The organism is Acaryochloris thomasi RCC1774 (genome assembly GCF_003231495.1).
Lineage (GTDB): Bacteria > Cyanobacteriota > Cyanobacteriia > Thermosynechococcales > Thermosynechococcaceae > RCC1774.
The window spans coordinates 364,137-381,454 of the sequence record NZ_PQWO01000003.1 but is presented as its reverse complement, the minus strand read 5'-3'; the positions used below and the strand labels follow the sequence as shown (position 1 = coordinate 381,454).

Sequence of the window (17,318 nt, the reverse complement as noted above, 5' to 3'; positions counted from 1 at the left end):
TCCGAGTTGACTCGGCCGATAGCTGCACTTACCGAGCATTAATTTATGGAGAACTCAGCTAGGCCGTTGCTGTCTATTATTATTCCAACCTACAACCGCCCTGAGAGGCTGTCGCAATGTCTTCAGGCCCTTACTCAACAAACGTTGTCCACGCAATCTTGGGAAGTGGTGGTCGTTGATGACGGCAGTGAACAATCAATGGAGCCAGTGATTGCCACCGTGCAGTCACAGATCCAGATTCGCTTGATTCGCCAATCTAATAGCGGCCCTGCCAAGGCTCGCAATACTGGAGCAGAGAGTGCGCTGGGTCAATATTTGGTGTTTACCGATGATGATTGTGCCCCTAAGCCTGATTGGTTAGCTCAGTTTGCCCACGAATTCGAGCAAAAATCCGAAGGTCTGATTGGTGGCCATACTCTCAACGCCCTAGAGAAAAACCTTTACTCCACGACTAGTCAGCTCTTGATTGACTATCTCTACAGCTACTACAACGGAGGGGAAGAGAATGCACGTTTTTTTGCCTCCAATAACTTTGCCCTCCCTGCAGATTTGTTCCATCAGATAGGCGGATTCGATACTAATTTCCCGTTGGCTGCGGGGGAAGATCGTGAATTTTGCGATCGCATCTCAAGCAAGGGCTATGCCATGTACTACGCACCGGAAGCCATTATTAACCATGCCCACCACCTGACGTTCAAAAGCTTTTGGCGTCAGCATTTTAACTACGGCCGCGGCGCTTTCTACTTTCATGCTATTCGTGCGAACCGTAAACAGGACAACATCAAAGTGGAGCCTATTTCTTTCTATGCAAAGCTACTGAGTTTTCCGTTCATGCAGCCCACTAACCAGCCTAGCTTTTTGGTCTCTCTGCTGCTGTTCATGTCGCAGGTCGCCAACGTTATGGGCTTCTTTTGGGCCAAAAAGCAGGCGACCTAGTCCTTCACACTCAAAGCTATTGAAAGAGCAAATCGCTTGCGCTGATTCTTTCTGACTGCCATAGAGAAAGGGACACTGAACTTAATCAATGCCCCTTTCCCTTTAGTTCAAGGTGCGTTCGTGGGTCTAAAAGCGGAGGGCTACATCATGCCCATGCCGCCCATGCCACCCATGCCGCCCATGCCACCCATACCGCCCATGCCACCCATATCAGGCATAGCAGCAGGTGCTTCTTCAGGGATATCTACTACCAAGGCTTCAGTGGTCAGGACCATTCCCGCAATGGAACCGGCATTCTGCAAAGCAGAACGAACTACCTTTGCCGGGTCGATGATGCCAGAAGCAATCATGTCGGTGTAGACATTGTTCAAAGCATCGTAGCCTTGAGTGGTATCGCTTTCACGAACCTTCTCAACAACCACAGCACCTTCAGCACCGGCATTCTCCGCGATTTGGGAGAGCGGAGCCGTGAGCGCCAAGCCAACAATATCAGCACCCAGCGATTCTTCACCTGTGAGCTGAGACTTGATCTGCTCAACCTTCTTGGTGAGGTGAATAAGAGTTGTACCGCCACCAGGGACAATGCCCTCTGCTACGGCTGCTTGGGTTGCGTTCAAGGCATCCTCAATGCGGAGCTTGCGGTCCTTTAGCTCAGTTTCAGTCGCTGCCCCAACTTTGATGACCGCAACGCCACCAGCTAGCTTCGCAATCCGCTCTGAAATTTTCTCCTTGTCATATTCAGAGTCAGTCTCTTCAACCTGACGTCGAAGCTGCTGAACACGCTTGTCGATATCAGCTTTGTTGCCGTCAGAGTCAGACAAGATGGTGGTGTTGTCCTTCGAGATAGTGACTTTCTGAGCAGTGCCCAGCATCTCTAGCTCAACTTTGTCTAAGGTTAAGCCGATGTCTTCAGAAATAACTTGGCCGCCTGTGACGACTGCAATATCTTGGAGCATGGCACCGCGTCGATCGCCAAATCCAGGAGCCTTAATGGCAACAACGTTCAGAACACCCCGAAGCTTATTGACCACTAGAGTTGCCAGAGCTTCCCCTTCGACATCTTCCGCGATGATCAAAAGAGGATTACCGGCCCGAGCGACTTTCTCAAGAATGCCAACTAAATCTTGAAGGCTGCTGACTTTCTTATTAACAATCAGGAGCTTGGCATTATCTAGCTCTGCCACCATTGTTTCGTTGTTGGTGACGAAGTAGGGGGAGATATAGCCTCTATCAATCTGCATCCCTTCAACCACCTCTAGTTCAGTGGCGAGAGACTTTGATTCTTCAACGGTGATCACACCGTCTTTGCCGACTTTATCCATCGCTTGAGCGATCATGCCACCGACTTCATCGTCGTTGCCGGCAGAGATAGTGCCGACCTGTGCGATCGCATCTCCAGTTACCGGCTTTGACATCGCTTCGATCTCTTTGACCAAAGCTTCGATGGTCTTCTCAATTCCTTTGCGAAGCGCCACTGGGTTTGCACCCGCAGCAACGTTCTTCATACCTTCACGAATTAGCGCTTGGGCCAATACTGTCGCCGTAGTCGTTCCATCACCAGCTACGTCGTTAGTTTTAGAAGCTACCTCGCGCATGAGCTGTGCCCCAGCGTTCTCTAGGGGATCTTCTAGCTCAACTTCCTTAGCAATGGTGACACCATCATTTACGATCTGGGGTGCGCCGTAGCTTTTCTCTAGCACCACATTGCGACCCTTCGGTCCCAACGTAATTCGGACGGCATCCGCCAGGGAGTTCACACCACGCTCTAGAGCGCGGCGAGACTGTTCATCAAATACTACTTTTTTTGCCATTTCTAGCGTCCTTTTGACCTTGTGTCCACAGCGGGTTGGGCAGTGTGTCCTGAAAGAAAATTAGCACTCCACTGTAGAGAGTGCTAATTTCAAGACCTCATTATCTTACCGGGTTGTTCTTCAACCGTCTGTGGGACCAGATTTGCGGATAACCGAACCATTCAGAAGAGCAGCAAGCTGATCAAACCGTAAAGCTAACGTAAGAGATAGAGAAGCGAGAATAAAATAACCCAAACGACATCGACAAAGTGCCAGTAAACTTCAGCCGCCTCAATGCCGAAGTGTGTTTCTGCCGTGTAGTGACCCGGTTTGCGAGAGCGCCACAAAACCCCTCCCATCAACAAAACGCCCACTAAAACATGCAGCCCGTGGAAGCCTGTCAGCACGTAGAAAGTACTGGCAAACACGTTGGTCGTCAGACCAAATTCTAGGTTGCTGTACTCATAAAGCTGACCGCAGAGGAAGACTACCCCCATCGCCATTGTGATGCCGAACCATTTACGGACGCCCGCGACATCACCTTCGTGTTTGATCGCTTCGTCTGCCTTGTGAGCGACAAAACTACTGGAGAGCAGAATGACGGTGTTAATTCCGGGCAGAAGCAGCTCTAGTCTGGGCGTTCCTTCCGGGGGCCATTCTGGATTCATGGCTTTAAAGGTGAGGTAGGCCACAAAGAGGCCCACAAACAACATACTTTCTGAGACAAGAAAGATCACAAAACCAAACAGGCGTAGATCGGGATGTTCGCTATGTTCTGCGGCACTGCTGACTGCGGGTTGATTTTGATCGACGGTTGAACCTTGCATGGATAAAACGACACCTCGGGTAGGGCTAATTCACTTGAGCGTAGTTGGAGCGCTACTCTTCGCTATTTTCGCTTGGAGAAACTTCGGGATTTCCCTCTGCTCGTAACGCGGAGTTTGGACCTGCTGCCAGGACCGGCTCTGACTCCTTAGCCAGCGGGATATTGACTGGCAGCTTATGGTTCATGCCGTAATCGTAGGGACCGACCACGAGCACTGGCTCAATGTCCCAATTTTCATGGGGCGGCGGTGAAGGGGTTGTCCACTCTAGGGTTAGGGCTTCCCAGGGATTATCGCTGGCTTTTTCGCCTGCCATCCAGCTCCAGATTGCGTTGGCGATGAAGGGCAGCGTAGAAACGGCCAAGATATAGGAGCCAATGGTGCAGATCATATTGATGGTGGCAAACTGCGGGTCGTATTCAGCCACCCGGCGATTCATACCCTGTAGACCTAAGACGTGCATGGGCAAGAATGTCATGTTGAAGCCGACGAAGGTTAAAGCCCAATGGATTTTACCCAGAGGCTCATTGAGCATCTTGCCGGTCATTTTAGGAAACCAGTGATAGATGCCTGCGTAGATGCCAAATACACTGCCGCCGAATAGAACGTAGTGCAGGTGAGCGACGATGAAGTAAGTGTCGTGGACGTGAATATCGAAGGGGACTGCGGCGACCATAACACCACTGAGGCCACCGACGACGAACATTGAAACAAAGGCCATTCCGAACAGCATGGCGCTGCACAGCCTGAGTTTGCCGCCCCATACCGTTGCCACCCAGCTAAAGACTTTAATGCCGGTGGGGACTGCAATCACCATTGTGGCAATCATGAAGAACATTCTGAGCCAGTCAGGGGTGCCGCTAGTGAACATATGGTGCGCCCAAACAATCAGGCCCAAGAAGCTGATGGCAATACTGGAGTATGCGATCGCTTGGTATCCAAAAATTGGTTTGCGAGCATGGACCGGCAAGATTTCAGAAATTAGCCCAAATGCAGGCAAAATCATGATGTATACCGCTGGGTGCGAGTAAAACCAGAACATATGCTGGTACACAATCGGATCACCGCCGCCGGTTGGGTTAAAGAATGCGGTGCCGATAATTAAATCGAAACCGAGCAAAACCATCGCACCCGTTAGAACTGGAGTTGCCACAAGCTGTAGCGCAGAGGTTGCCAGCATTGCCCAGCAGAATAGGGGCATTTTGTTCATGGGCATGCTGGGAATCCGCATCTTTAAGATCGTGACCAGGAAATTGAGTCCGGCCATGATTGACGAGGTGCCTAGCAAAATAACGCCCGCAATCCAGATGGCTTCACCGGCTTTATTCGTGATCAGGCTCAGCGGCGGGTAAGAGGTCCAACCGGCGCTGGCGGGGCCGACGAAGAAGCTCATCAATAGCAAAACGCTGGTGGGGGGGATAATCCAAAATGCGATCGCGTTTAATTTGGGGAACGCCATATCCTTGGCCCCAATCATCAGCGGCACCAAAAAGTTACCGAATCCGCCCGTCAAGCTCGGAATGATCCACAGAAAGATCATGATCGTGGCGTGCATCGTGAACAGTTCGTTATAGACCTCACGGGGCACGAAGTCAGACGCTGGCGTCGCTAATTCGGTTCTAACCAGTTCGGCTAGGACGCCACCAATCAAATAAAAGACAAAGCTGGTGACTAAGTATTGAATCCCGATCACTTTATGGTCGGTGCTGAAGCTAAAGTACTCCTTCCACGGGGTGCCGTGAGCAACTTCGACATGGTGATCTGAGGCATTTATGGGGGCTGTGGTCATAGTCTCCATCCAGTCGGGACGTTTTCAGGGGCGTTTTCAATCATTTGAAGGTCACAGATTGGGGGCCGTCAACGGTTCGGCAGAGCTAAGCAGCGCCTGAATTTGTTGAGAATCAACGCTGGGGTTCTCGGCCTGCAGGTCTGTCAACGCGTCAGGCTCGGGCGTCAGGCTTGCCATCTGATGATCGGCATTGGAGGTCGCCGCTACCTCTGAGGAACTGTCGGTGGTGGCAACCACGCGACTGCTGTACCAAGTTTCATAGTCTTCAGGGGTGTCTACAATCACGCGGGTTTTCATTGCGCCGTGATAGGCGCCGCAGAGTTCAGCGCAAATGATTGGGTAGTTACCGGGCTTATTGGGGGTGAAGGCCAAATGGGTTTCAACACCAGGAACGGCATCTTGCTTAAGGCGGAACTCGGGTACCCAAAAAGCGTGAATAACGTCTTGAGCATTGATGTTCAGCTCCACCGGGCGTCCAGAAGGAACATGGAGGTCGCCGGAAACGATGTCGGTGCCGTCATAGTAGAACAGCCAAGCGTACTGCAGTCCCTTAACGTTGATCACCAGTGAATTATCAATGGGATTCGACATGCCCGAACCCATGTCGGCCATCTGGGTCTGGTTAGAGACGTTGACGATCTTGGATTGGGCGTGGGCCATGTGATCGCTGCCCATAAAGCCGCCACTGTTGACGGACTGGTAAACATCAAAGCTGTAAATCGCTAGCCACAGCACAATCGCACTAGGAATCGCAGTCCAGACAATCTCTAGCGGGACGTTGCCGTGAACGGGGGCAGCGTCAGTGTCATCGTCTTTTTTCTTGCGGAATGCAAAGAGCGAGTAGAGGAGCGCGCCTTGGACTAAGAGGAATAAGCCGGTTGCGATCGCCATCATCGCATTGAACAGGTTATCAATTTGGGCCGCCTCAACAGAGGCGGCGGTGGGGAGCAAACCGTTATTCTGCCCGACCCACAGGCTAATCAAGGTAATGGCGATGCCAATGATAAGCGTGGCAACGGAGCTTGGAACATTCACGATAGACGGACCCTTCGATGGTGTAGCCAGCAAATACTGACCCTCTTACTTTAACTAAAGTAGATCAGGCGACAAGGAAGAGTTGCAAAGCTTAGGCGAGTCTTAGGCTTTTCTTAGGGATCTGTGCGAGTCCAACGGTTGCGAATGCTGGAATCCGGGCTAGGGAAGCCTCTACTTGATATTAAGACTTGCTTATAAAAGCTCAGCCAACCTCAATATGACTTGAGAGTAGGTGATATAAGTTCACGATTGAGTACAAATACCGTTTCGTTTTCATTAAATTGAAGAGGCGTGATTCATCACGTCAAAGCGTCTAGTTAATAGTCGATTGAGGTTCATGGCTGATAGCTTACTGAATAATTCCACCGCTGAATCTAGTGCAGGCAGTCCTTCCGAGCGTCTGGGCTGGATGTTTCTGAGTATGGCTGTACTGACCTTTTTCTTAATGGCATTGGGCAGCACCACACGAGTCATGAATGCGGGCCTCTCCTGTCCTGACTGGCCTCTCTGTTACGGAGAGTTAGTACCTGCACAACAAATGAACCTTCAGGTTTTTCTGGAGTGGTTCCATCGGCTGGTCGCTTCTTCCATTGGCTTTTTGATGATTGCTTTAACCGGCATGACGCTCTTCTGGCGAAAGCAGATTCCGCGTTGGGTGCCCGTGGCTGCTGGACTCTGTCTGCTATTGGTCATTGCTCAAGGGATTCTGGGCGGTCTGACGGTGACCCAGCTGCTCCGGTTTGATATTGTGACGGCCCATTTAGCAACTGGACTGATGTTCTTTAGCTGTCTGCTGGGTATTGGTGCTGCCCTCGTAACTTACCAGGGGACAGGCGTTGTCGGTCGGCTGTCCTGGCTGGGCATGGCGGCTGTAGGCTGTGTCTACGGTCAAAGCATTTTAGGTGGCGTGGTTGCATCTCGCTGGGCCGCGCATCAGTGTTTGGGCGGTTCTCGTCTCTGTTCTGTGATGTATAGCCATTTTGCTGGAGTAGTACCGGCGGTGTTTTCTGTGGTGGTGCTGGTGGTGCTGGCGATGAGAACGGCGGCGCTTCATCCTCGACTGCGGATGCTGACGCAGATTATGACGCTGCTGCTGGGTCTTCAGGTTGTTTTGGGTGTGTCTACGCTACGGCTGCACTTGCAGGTGGTGGCATTAACGGTGGCTCATCAGGCGATTGGGGCGGCGCTGCTTGGATCACTGGTTCTGTTTACGGTTTGGGCATGGCGCGATGGCCGAGAGCCGGGTGGAGACCATCGTTCTCAGGATCTGAATATTGGAACAAATTTATGACGGATGTAAGGAGCGCTGGCGTTTGGGAGATATTATGAACGCTTTGCACTGGCCCTTCCGGCCCCCATGCCACTTGTTTCAAGTCGGGGAACCCGCCAAACGCAGTGGCTCCACTTCTGGGGGGAGAAAGCAGAAAGCTGGGGACGTCTTCAACTTTGCTTCTGGATTAAAAATCGCTACATCTTGACTGATGAGCATCTGAATTGAGATGCTCTCTCACTACAAAATTTTTGAACTCTGAACGTGGGGATTATTATGCAACGACTGACTTGGCCTGGAACTAATTGGCAAGAGAGTGTCACCCAAACTATCGCGGACTATTATCAGCTCACGAAGCCCCGTCTGATTCTTCTATTCTTGATTACGACGGCGGCGGCGATGTGGGTTGCGGCAAAGGGCCAAGTGGATGGCGTTTTAGTTTTGGCAACTTTGACGGGTGGAGCCTTGGCTGCAGGATCGGCGAATACAATCAATTGTCTCTACGATCGCGATATTGATTATGTAATGGAGCGCACCCGCCACCGTCCGCTACCTTCGGGTCGGATTCAGCCTTGGCAGGCTTTGGTGTTTGCGATCGCACTTGCAATAATATCCTTCACGCTTCTCGCCACCGTTGCCAATCTGCTAAGCGCCTGCCTCGCCATGTCAGGGATTGCGGCCTACTTCTTTGTATATACGGCTTGGCTGAAGCGTTCTTCCACGCAAAATATTGTTATTGGCGGTGCGGCTGGTGCGATTCCGCCACTGGTGGGCTGGGCTGCGGTCACGGGGGATTTGAGCTTGGCGGCTTGGGCAATGTTTGCGATCGTGTTTGTCTGGACACCGCCTCACTTCTGGCCTCTGGCGATGATGATTCAAGAGGACTATGCCAAGGTTGGCGTGCCGATGATGCCGGTGGTGGATGGTGATGATTCCACGGCTAAGCAGATGATGTTTTATACAGTGTTGCTGGTGCCCACGTCTTTGCTATTGGTGTATCCGCTCCATGCTTCGGGTGGAGTTTATGGTGCGATCGCACTTGTCCTAGGCGGCATGTTCATACAAAAGGTCTGGCAGCTCAATCAGAGTCCCGCAGATAAGACAATGGCTCGATCTGTCTTTAAATTCTCGATTTTATACATGATGTTGCTTTGTGCAGGGATGGGACTTGATAGTTTGCCATTAACTCAAAACCTCGTTGCTCAAGGCTCTCAGGTATTACAGATGCTTGTATTGGGTGCTTGAAAATCAGTCATGACCTTGGGTCTATTTGCTCTATACTTCGAGCGCTATTGATAGTGAGACTTGATAGTTTGCTATTGGCTCAAAGCATTTTAAGAGAAGCTTCTTCGGCGCTGCAAATACTCGTGCTGTGTGCTTGATTGCTGACTTCCAGAGTGTTTTAGCCCTGTAATCGCAACCTAATTAATAAATCATGCAGGTCGGGTTTTGCTGAGGGTTCATCAGGCAAATGACTTGCCTGGCTTGCGGCTTCAAGTGTTTGATACAGCCTCATGTACTCTCGCTCATGGAATTCAACATCGGAGACATCCAGCGTGTTCTTCTCTGTCCCTGTGATCTTGGCATTAATCAGATCGGGTACGTAAGGAAGCTGAAATTTTTCATTTAAAGTGACAAGATTCGCTTCGATGACGCCACTGTGCATCAGGTTGATGCCGGTTAGTAAAACTCGATAGACATACAGCAGAGTCTTGACCCGTTTTGGGCTGCTTTTTTCAAAGAGTCGCCATTGTGTTTTTGCAAAACCCAAGTAGTGATAGCTGTGATTACGCGTGATGCAGTGCTTGGCAATATCTTTTAGTTCGTTATATTCTGGCCCTGTTTGGTGAACAACGAGTGGAGAATAGAGCTGCTCTAGTACATAGCCATTGCGTTTTAACAGCAGACTGAAAAACTTTTTAGCCTCATGCGTCACTAAATCAATCTCTAGCCCTTGCTGAATATTGGAAACTTCTATCGTTTCTTTTCCCCTTCTTAAACCGACTAGCTCAGTCAAGGGAAGTTGGTGGATTCCTCTAAGATCGTAGTCAGAATCAGCCGAAGGAAATCCATAGAGATGTGCACCACTCACCGTTACAAACAGGAGTGGGTAGGGTTGTTGAGCAACAACATTAACCAGTCGGGGATCTACTGCATTCATGGTCTATTGCTCGCCGACTCGACTTTGCCGTGCCTGAACCAAGAAGGCATTGGCCTTTTCATAGTCAGGACGCTCGGGTAGATGGGTCTGAGCAAAGGTGTGATCAAATTCTGTATGCAGGCTCAAGCGCCACTGATTGATCTCATCCCAGGATAGTTGCTCGTATTTAATCGCCATGAGGCGATCTCGATAGGCTTCCACTCGAACGGGCACAAACCCATCCCTCAAGACCGTAATGCCGGAGAGCAAAAGTCGAATCAGGTGCATCGCATGCTTCCACCGAATGATTCCCTTTGTGCGGAGATCTTGCTCCATTTTCTTGAACTGTGAAAGCACATAGCTATTGTAGGTCTGGTACACCAGCCGAGAAAGGAAAATCTCTCGAATACTGAGCAGCTCTTGGGCTAACGGCGTTGCGGTTTCCACAAGGGGGGAGTACAAACACTCCAATATGTTGGGATTGGCCTTCAGTGCCAGTACCAGAAATTTCTGTAGTTCCCAATAACACTCCTGTTCTTCTTTGTGCTCAATTTGTTCTGGGATGCCATAGAGTGACCAGTGCATCTGGGCCGGAGGTAAATAGATGCCGCGCCGATCTGTATCAGACTCAGAATCATCAAGGCCGTAGGCTCTGGAGCCAATCACGCAGCGATAGATAACGTGATCAAAAAGATTCAGCTCTTCCAATGCCGACTGAGGCGGTTCCAAACCTTCCCGCTGAAAATGCTTTCGAATACTGAAATTCAGTCGTTTCAGGCTGATGAGTGTATCGTTTGGCAGTTTGATTTGATAGGTATGAGAATTATCTGTAGGCGATCGCACAATCACCCCTACCGCACCCTGTGGGCACAGCGCTTCCCCTGCGGCATTTTTGACTTCAATGCGGCTAACGACCTGTGTGCCCACGGGTAGAATTAGATTGACAGGAGACTGTGTTTGAGACATGGAGGCCAAGCCAGGGTCGGTTGTCCAATCTAACCTCTAACTAGATTGAAGGCCACGTCTCAAATCGACATGTTGAAAACTTATCTCACATGAATTTACTAGCATGACGGAAATCATCAAATCAATACTAGATGCTTATTATCAATCTATGACTCAGGCTGATCCTGTTAATGCATGTATAAATAGTGGTTTCATTGGATGTGGCGAAGCTGAGAGCGATTTGTCTATCCGTTATAAAGCTCAGTTGGCAGAGTCCCTAAAAGATAAGTACGGCAAGCGGTAATGACTATTGTTGATACTGGCTTTTGGCTTGCCCCCGCAAATCGTCGCGTTGTTGGTGATTCTGGCCGAATATTTAGAGTATGGTCAAATCTTTTCTGTTGATGAGCAGCGACCTCAATACCTATCGCTGGAAGAATAGGTATCCCTAGAACTTAATGCTGTAACTCGGGTTACGTCTCGAAGATCAATTTTTAGGCAATCTCTGTAGGGGGTTCTACTAGCTGCCGCAAACTTTCCTGCACAAGCTGCTGGATTGCTTCGCGTGGAACTTCGTATCCAGAATCTTGCCCCTTGGGATTATCAAAGAAAATCAGGCTATCCACTGGCTTCATGGCTAGGAGCTGAAACAGTAGCAAAATTACTGGCTTTGGAATGGCAATTAAGTTTGGATCTGAGCAGGAGTGAGTGGCGTCTTTGAGGTGAGCGTAGGCATACACTACGGTTTTTTCAAGCTCTGGTTTGCTTTGATGCCGAAGCGTTGTGATTTGCCAGTTCTGCCCCAAGTTTTGCAGGATGTAGTATTCCAGATGATTGAGGTTGTGGGCGACCTGCGCTAAGACAGGACCGATCGTCTGCATCGCTTGGGGCGTTTTGCCATCCTCCGGTGCTTCGTTGACGAGGGTTTGAATCTGGTCCTGTAAACTCATGCTTTATAGCTTGGCCCCACATTCAGGACAAAAATGATTGCTCGCAGCATTTTTAGCGCCGCATCCACTGCAGTAGATTAGCTCTACTGCCTTCTCTAGCTTTTCCTGTTCCGGTAGCCCTAGCATCTGGCCGTTGCTCTGACCCGGTGCAATCATGGGATAGCAGTTCTCGTCACGGGTAACTTGAGCATCCAATAAGACGGGACCGTCGTGGGCTAAGAGGGTTGCGATCGCATCCCCCAATTCTCCCCTTTCCCGCACCAGCATACCCTTGACGCCAAACGCCTCAGCTAGCTTCACAAAATCGGGCATCCCCCGAGACATATTGGAATTAGAATAGCGCTCGCCAAAAAAGGCCTGCTGCCACTGGCGCACCATTCCCTGCCAGAAATTATTGACAATCACCGTCTTGACATTGATGCCGTACTGGGCCAGCGTTGCCAGCTCCTGCAAATTCATCTGGAAGCTGGCATCACCGCTAATACAAATCACCTGCTGGTCGGCCACCGCCACTTTTACTCCCATTGCTGCAGGGAGGCCGTAGCCCATTGTTCCGAGACCTGCGCTAGAAATCCAGCGCCGAGGACCATTTTTAAGGAACTGTGCTGCCCACATCTGATGCTGTCCGACATCAGTGGTGAAAAATGCGTCAGGTGCCTGACGTCCCAGCTCCACAATCACCTCTTGAGGTGAGAGCTTCTCAGTCGGATGAGGAATCTGTAGGGGATAGGTCTGTCGCCAGCGGTTGATGCGATCGAGCCAATCCTGAGTGCGTCCGTTTGCTGCCTCTGATTGTCTGGCAACCTGCAGCAACTCCATCAACACCGGCTTGACGCTGCCGACAATGGGCACCTCAGGCGCGCGGTTTTTGCCCACCTCCGCCGGGTCAATGTCGATGTGAATCACCTTTGCCCGCGAGGCAAACTGATCTAACTTCCCGGTTACCCGATCATCAAATCTCGCACCCACAGCAATTAGCAGGTCGCACTCACTGACCGCAAAGTTAGCGTAGGCTGTGCCGTGCATTCCCAGCATTCCCACCGCCAGCGGGTGGGCTTCATCGAAGGCTCCCTTGCCCATCAAAGTCGTGGTCACCGGAATCTGAAACCGCTCGGCTAGCTCTTTAATTTCGGTATGGGCACCGGATGTAATCGCTCCACCCCCGGCATAAAGGAGCGGTCTTGCCGACTGCTGAATCAGATCAATCGCCTGCTTGACCTGTCGAGGATTCCCTTTAACGGTAGGCCGATACCCAGCTAGATGGACCGAACCCGGCTCGACAGGGGCATACTCGAACTCTTCTAGGCCCACATCTTTCGGAACATCGATGAGGACAGGGCCGGGACGCCCAGTTCCAGCAATATGGAAGGCTTCAGCGACAAACTGCGCCATCTGGGACGGGTCGCGCACCACGTAGGAGTGCTTCACCAACGGCAGCGTAATCCCGAAAATATCGGTTTCTTGAAAGGCATCACTGCCGATCACGGGTCGGGGCACCTGTCCCGTAATCACCACCATCGGGATGGAGTCGAGGTGGGCCGTGGCAATGCCCGTCACTAGGTTGGTTGCCCCTGGACCAGAGGTGCCAAAACAAACGCCCACTTGTCCTGTTGCTCGAGCATAACCATCAGCCGCATGGGCTGCTGCCTGCTCGTGACGCACCAGAATATGTTGGATATCCCCGCGCTCTTCTGCCAGATATAGCTCATCGTAAATGGGCAGAACTGCGCCACCAGGATAGCCAAAAATATGTTTGACGCCGTGACGCTTCAGGCTGTCAATTAATGCAAAAGCTCCGGTTGCACGCACGAGGGGAACCCCATCCATAGAAAAAAGGTTGTACACCGCCAATAAGTGGCGGTTAATCCTTAATCTTAGCGCCAGCAATTAATCTGTGTCGATAGTCTAGACGCCAGATTCCTGAAGAGAAGCTTAAATAACATCCTGCAAAACATTGCGAGTGTTGCGCCAAGCCCAAAAACCGGCAATCACGACAATGATGCCCATGCTGGTGAGAACAAGACGGAGGCCCACTGCATCTGCTAATAGACCTGCGATCGCAAGGGGTAAACTCAGGGCAATATTGACCACATTATTTTGAAAGCCAAACACCTTCCCCCGCATGTCTGGCGGAGTTTGGACCTGAATCAAGGTCTGCATCGGCACTCCCACCAATGCCGCTCCCAGTCCTAGCAAAACGCTGAGCAAGAGGGCAACCCATACATGGTGGACAAAGGAAAAGACGGTTAGCACGACGCCCATACTGCAAAAGCCCACCAACGGTAGCGGCAGGTGATGAAAGCGTTCGCCCCACTGCCCTAGAACGCCAGCACCTAAAATTAGGCCAATGCCGGTCGCTGCAAGTAAAAAGCCAAACTGCTCCGGCTTCAGGCCAATTCGGTCAGCGAGACCAATGGCGAGCACCGACAGCGCGGCAAACACGCAGTAGAGAATCGTAAGCTGCACCATTGCATTGCTAATCAAGCGATTTTTGCGCAGATACTTGAAGCCTGACTTCAAATCTTGCCAAGGGTGCATAGCCAGCTCTTTGTCTTTCTTTCGCTCCCGCATCGGTAAAATACCGACAACAACTGCCGAGAGTACATATAGCCCTCCGACTAGGTAGACACGGCCATTGATTCCGCCCCAAGTGGTCGCCCAAGTCAGAACAGGCTCTCCGATCGCAAATCCCACAACTAACGACCCCATCATCGTGGTGGTAAACAGGGCATTGGCCGACATGAGGTTGTGGGACTTTACCAAAATGGGAATAGCCGCCTGCTCTGCGGGCGCAAAGAACTGCGTCAAAATCGACTCAGAAAAGGCGATGAGCAGCAGCCAGTAGAACTGATTTGGTAGTAACGGGATCAGCAAGACCAGCAGTCCTCGCCCCAGGGTCGTCGTCCACAGGATCTGTTTCTTGGACCAGCGGTCGACAAAGATACCGGCGGCAGAACCCACGAAGACGGCAGGGAGCGTATTGGCGATCATGACCGCCGAGCGCATGGAGTTTTCTAAAAACTGGGGTGGATTGGGGTAATTCACCACTAGCGCAATCAGCAACACAAAAAAGATCTTGTCGGCGAGCTGCGACACAATTTGCCCTGACCAAAGAATCACAAATCCTCGGTTGCGCATCAGAGATTGGAAGCCGCTACTCGGAGGCTGGGGGCCGGGAGTCGCCATAGACAAAAGAGTTAATCAACAGCAGCGGAAAACGATGGTTCCATCAAGACTATTGGCGTAGAGCAAAATCTTTCCAGGTCCACGATGGTACAGCAGCAACTCTAGCATTCATGGGCTTACTGATGAGATTTCTCTGTTCGAGGCTGTTATAGAAGGTGTTGAACACAGCACTAAACGGCAGGAAGAACACCTCTTGAGGTGATGCTTTCAGCTTTTATTAAGTAGATAGGCACGATTCTATCGCTATCCATCAATGAGGGGATACTAAGAGATGAGTCAAAACGCTCAATCTAGCTGAGGTTTTATAGCAGATCGCCGCTTAATTGGGGACGCATCCAATTTTAGAGCTGCTGCTGGGCAAGTCTTTCAGGAGCCATGACGATCTCCTCCCTAGATGAAAACTGCTGCATCTGTAACGATGGCCTAAGGCCGGTCGGAGACCATAGCACCATTCAAAAGCTCACAAAAGGCATCGAGCTGGTCGTGGTCTGGGGTGTAGTAGAGGTTGGTGTTGCCTCGATCCGTATCTTCCCAGAAGTTGGGTTGAGAAATACGGAGGCGATCGCAAGTTCTCTGAATCGCCTGCTCAAACAAATCTTTGCCTAGAATCGTCAGATCATCCAAAATATCAATCACAATTCGGTGGGCAAAATCACGCTGGCCTGCCTTGAGGTAAAACAACGCCAGACCAATCTGCAGCGTCCTCACACCGCTATTGAGGTGAGGCTGTTCAGGATTGTTCTCATCAATCTCTGGCGGGCTATCTACCTGCAGCATCTCGTCCAAAAGCCGAGCCTGAATCTCTGGCGGCCAGCTTTGCTCATGGACCAAGACCAAGATTTTCTTCATCTCAGCTGCAATCACATCCACAATAAAATACATTGCCGAACTCATGTGGCCGTAAGCATAAGCTTCATTCCCGTAGCGGCGCAGATAGATAAAGCTATCTTGAGCCTGCTGCAGCTTGTCATGGTGGACCAAGCTAGCGATAAAAGTGCGGTAGTGAAACGCTAGGTTGTATAAATTCCGGGCTTCATTGTGCTTGACACCGTGCTTGAGAGCAAAGCGACACAGGGTGTTAAAGCGAACAATCAATACATCCAGCAGCCGGTCATCATTGATGGCTAGAGCTTTGGACCCAATCTTACTGATCTCTGAAACGCAAAGCGAAGCGAGGTCAAACTCTGACTCTTCTAAGAGATGGACATAGGCATTACCCAGCAGGCGAAAACACTTTTGCTCATAAAATGTGCGATTGTGCTCGACACCATCAAGCTGATCCACCATCGTCTTAAACGAAATATCTGAGCGCACCGCCGGTCCTACCTTAAAGAATGCAGGGTTAACCTTAGGCTTTAGACAAACAAAGTCCTGCAGAAGCAGACTCACATCTTGCAGGATCTCAGCTTTGAGTTCTTTGAACGTGACATATTCCAGTAGATTATCAAGCTGGTTCAGCGACTCTAGAAGCTGATGCTGATAGTCTTCTCGATAAGCCTCAACGTTCAGCAATTGCCGAGCTGGATAGCGGTAGAGCTGATGCAGATTGCGGTAGTGGGTCTTGACCACCTTTTTGACGACGGTGAGCGGCTGAATGCTGTTTAAGACATAAAAGATGTAAGAAAAAGAAAAAATGATCGAGACCGGCAGGAAAATATAAACATTTAGGATCGTGCTAGCCGTGGCGTCTAAACCAGATTCCTGGTGAAACTTGACGAACAGAGCGTGGGCACCCCCCAGAATCAAGAACCAGAGATAGAACAAGCTCACCCAGTCTTGAATGTAGAGTTCAGCGATCTTAGGAATATTTTGAGAGGCAATCGAAATAGCGATCACCAAAGTCCCTAGCGTTAGACCAATCAGAGACAGCCAAACTTCAGGGACAAAGCCAATCTCAATCAGATTGACGGAGGGTAGCGGTCGGAACTGATAGAGTCGAGAGAACAGATAATCTACAACAAAGATGCTCCCTAAGACGCAGAGAAGAGAGAGCATTCTGCGATGTCGAGAGCCAAAAGCAGACACTCGATGGATTTGAGTTAAAGCTTTAAGATTCACGCCATATCTGGCTTTAAAAAACTATCCGCTCCCAACAGTTGCATTGTAGAAGATCTACAGCAGCTTACTGCGTTAGGAGCGGTCTAGCGGGTCTTCAGATTAAGACCTGACTGCCGGGAGAACCCCGAACCAAACTGGCGAACCAGCAGATTTTTAGAGAACAGTCCCGGCACACAGCCGGCCAGAGTTAAACTGAAAACCCAATTTAGTACTACCTTCTACCATGGGCATCACCTCCTATAGTTTGTTCAATTTCATGGTCAAAATGCCACTCTAAAGTGCATTGGCCTAACGATAGCACAACTTTTTATCGGGTTGCACCTCGTCCTTGCCCGCCTCAGCGAAAAAATGTAAGCATGAGTGAAGAAACGCCTGCATTATTTACGGAGATTCGA

The 17,318-nt window shown here is 50.5% G+C and carries 14 protein-coding genes; 4 read left to right on the top strand and 10 right to left on the bottom strand.

Going from position 1 to position 17,318, the window contains the following annotated elements:
- Positions 1 to 45 precede the first annotated feature (45 nt).
- A complete protein-coding gene (locus C1752_RS07395; protein WP_110985402.1) occupies positions 46 to 936 on the top strand; it encodes a glycosyltransferase family 2 protein in 891 nt (296 codons plus the stop codon).
- Positions 937 to 1,076: 140 nt separating this feature from the next.
- Here C1752_RS07395 and groL read toward each other — a convergent pair whose 3' ends face one another.
- From groL to C1752_RS07375, 4 genes are all read right to left on the bottom strand, one after another.
- Positions 1,077 to 2,747 (bottom strand): chaperonin GroEL, encoded by a 1,671-nt coding sequence (gene groL / locus C1752_RS07390; RefSeq protein WP_110985401.1) that lies wholly within the window; start codon positions 2,745 to 2,747, stop codon positions 1,077 to 1,079.
- Between the two features lie 194 nt (positions 2,748 to 2,941).
- Positions 2,942 to 3,553 carry a cytochrome c oxidase subunit 3 gene (locus C1752_RS07385; protein WP_110985400.1) on the bottom strand — a complete coding sequence of 204 codons (612 nt, stop codon included), beginning with the start codon at positions 3,551 to 3,553 and terminating at the stop codon, positions 2,942 to 2,944.
- A gap of 52 nt (positions 3,554 to 3,605) precedes the next feature.
- Positions 3,606 to 5,339, bottom strand: a complete 1,734-nt coding sequence (gene ctaD, locus C1752_RS07380) for a cytochrome c oxidase subunit I (RefSeq protein ID WP_110985474.1) — start codon at positions 5,337 to 5,339, stop codon at positions 3,606 to 3,608.
- 51 nt (positions 5,340 to 5,390) lie between these two features.
- Positions 5,391 to 6,374 carry a cytochrome c oxidase subunit II gene (locus C1752_RS07375; protein ID WP_110985399.1) on the bottom strand — a complete coding sequence of 328 codons (984 nt, stop codon included), beginning with the start codon at positions 6,372 to 6,374 and terminating at the stop codon, positions 5,391 to 5,393.
- Between the two features lie 337 nt (positions 6,375 to 6,711).
- Between C1752_RS07375 and C1752_RS07370 the strand changes: the two genes are divergently transcribed.
- Positions 6,712 to 7,665 (top strand): COX15/CtaA family protein, encoded by a 954-nt coding sequence (locus C1752_RS07370; RefSeq protein ID WP_274704503.1) that lies wholly within the window; start codon positions 6,712 to 6,714, stop codon positions 7,663 to 7,665.
- A 255-nt stretch (positions 7,666 to 7,920) separates the two neighbouring features.
- Entirely contained in the window at positions 7,921 to 8,889 is a 969-nt protein-coding gene (locus C1752_RS07365; RefSeq protein WP_110985398.1) for a heme o synthase, read from the top strand.
- Positions 8,890 to 9,046: 157 nt separating this feature from the next.
- Here the strand turns inward: C1752_RS07365 and C1752_RS07360 are convergent, their stop codons facing one another.
- Together C1752_RS07360 and C1752_RS07355 are read right to left on the bottom strand one after the other, a co-directional pair.
- Positions 9,047 to 9,805 (bottom strand): nucleotidyltransferase domain-containing protein, encoded by a 759-nt coding sequence (locus C1752_RS07360; protein ID WP_110985397.1) that lies wholly within the window; start codon positions 9,803 to 9,805, stop codon positions 9,047 to 9,049.
- A 3-nt stretch (positions 9,806 to 9,808) separates the two neighbouring features.
- Positions 9,809 to 10,750, bottom strand: a complete 942-nt coding sequence (locus C1752_RS07355; protein ID WP_110985396.1) for a nucleotidyltransferase domain-containing protein — start codon at positions 10,748 to 10,750, stop codon at positions 9,809 to 9,811.
- A 103-nt stretch (positions 10,751 to 10,853) separates the two neighbouring features.
- On the opposite strand from C1752_RS07355, the gene C1752_RS07350 reads away from it, so the two are divergent.
- Positions 10,854 to 11,033 carry a hypothetical protein gene (locus C1752_RS07350; RefSeq protein ID WP_110985395.1) on the top strand — a complete coding sequence of 60 codons (180 nt, stop codon included), beginning with the start codon at positions 10,854 to 10,856 and terminating at the stop codon, positions 11,031 to 11,033.
- 190 nt (positions 11,034 to 11,223) lie between these two features.
- Here the strand turns inward: C1752_RS07350 and C1752_RS07345 are convergent, their stop codons facing one another.
- From C1752_RS07345 to C1752_RS07330, 4 genes are all read right to left on the bottom strand, one after another.
- Entirely contained in the window at positions 11,224 to 11,679 is a 456-nt protein-coding gene (locus C1752_RS07345) for a hypothetical protein (protein WP_110985394.1), read from the bottom strand.
- Between the two features lie 3 nt (positions 11,680 to 11,682).
- Entirely contained in the window at positions 11,683 to 13,506 is a 1,824-nt protein-coding gene (gene ilvB / locus C1752_RS07340) for a biosynthetic-type acetolactate synthase large subunit (protein ID WP_110985393.1), read from the bottom strand.
- 105 nt (positions 13,507 to 13,611) lie between these two features.
- Positions 13,612 to 14,865, bottom strand: coding sequence for an MFS transporter (locus C1752_RS07335; protein ID WP_110985392.1), 1,254 nt, complete (start codon positions 14,863 to 14,865; stop codon positions 13,612 to 13,614).
- A 423-nt stretch (positions 14,866 to 15,288) separates the two neighbouring features.
- On the bottom strand, positions 15,289 to 16,860 hold the full coding sequence (locus C1752_RS07330; protein WP_233501433.1) for a hypothetical protein: 1,572 nt from the start codon (positions 16,858 to 16,860) through the stop codon (positions 15,289 to 15,291).
- Positions 16,861 to 17,318 lie beyond the last annotated feature (458 nt).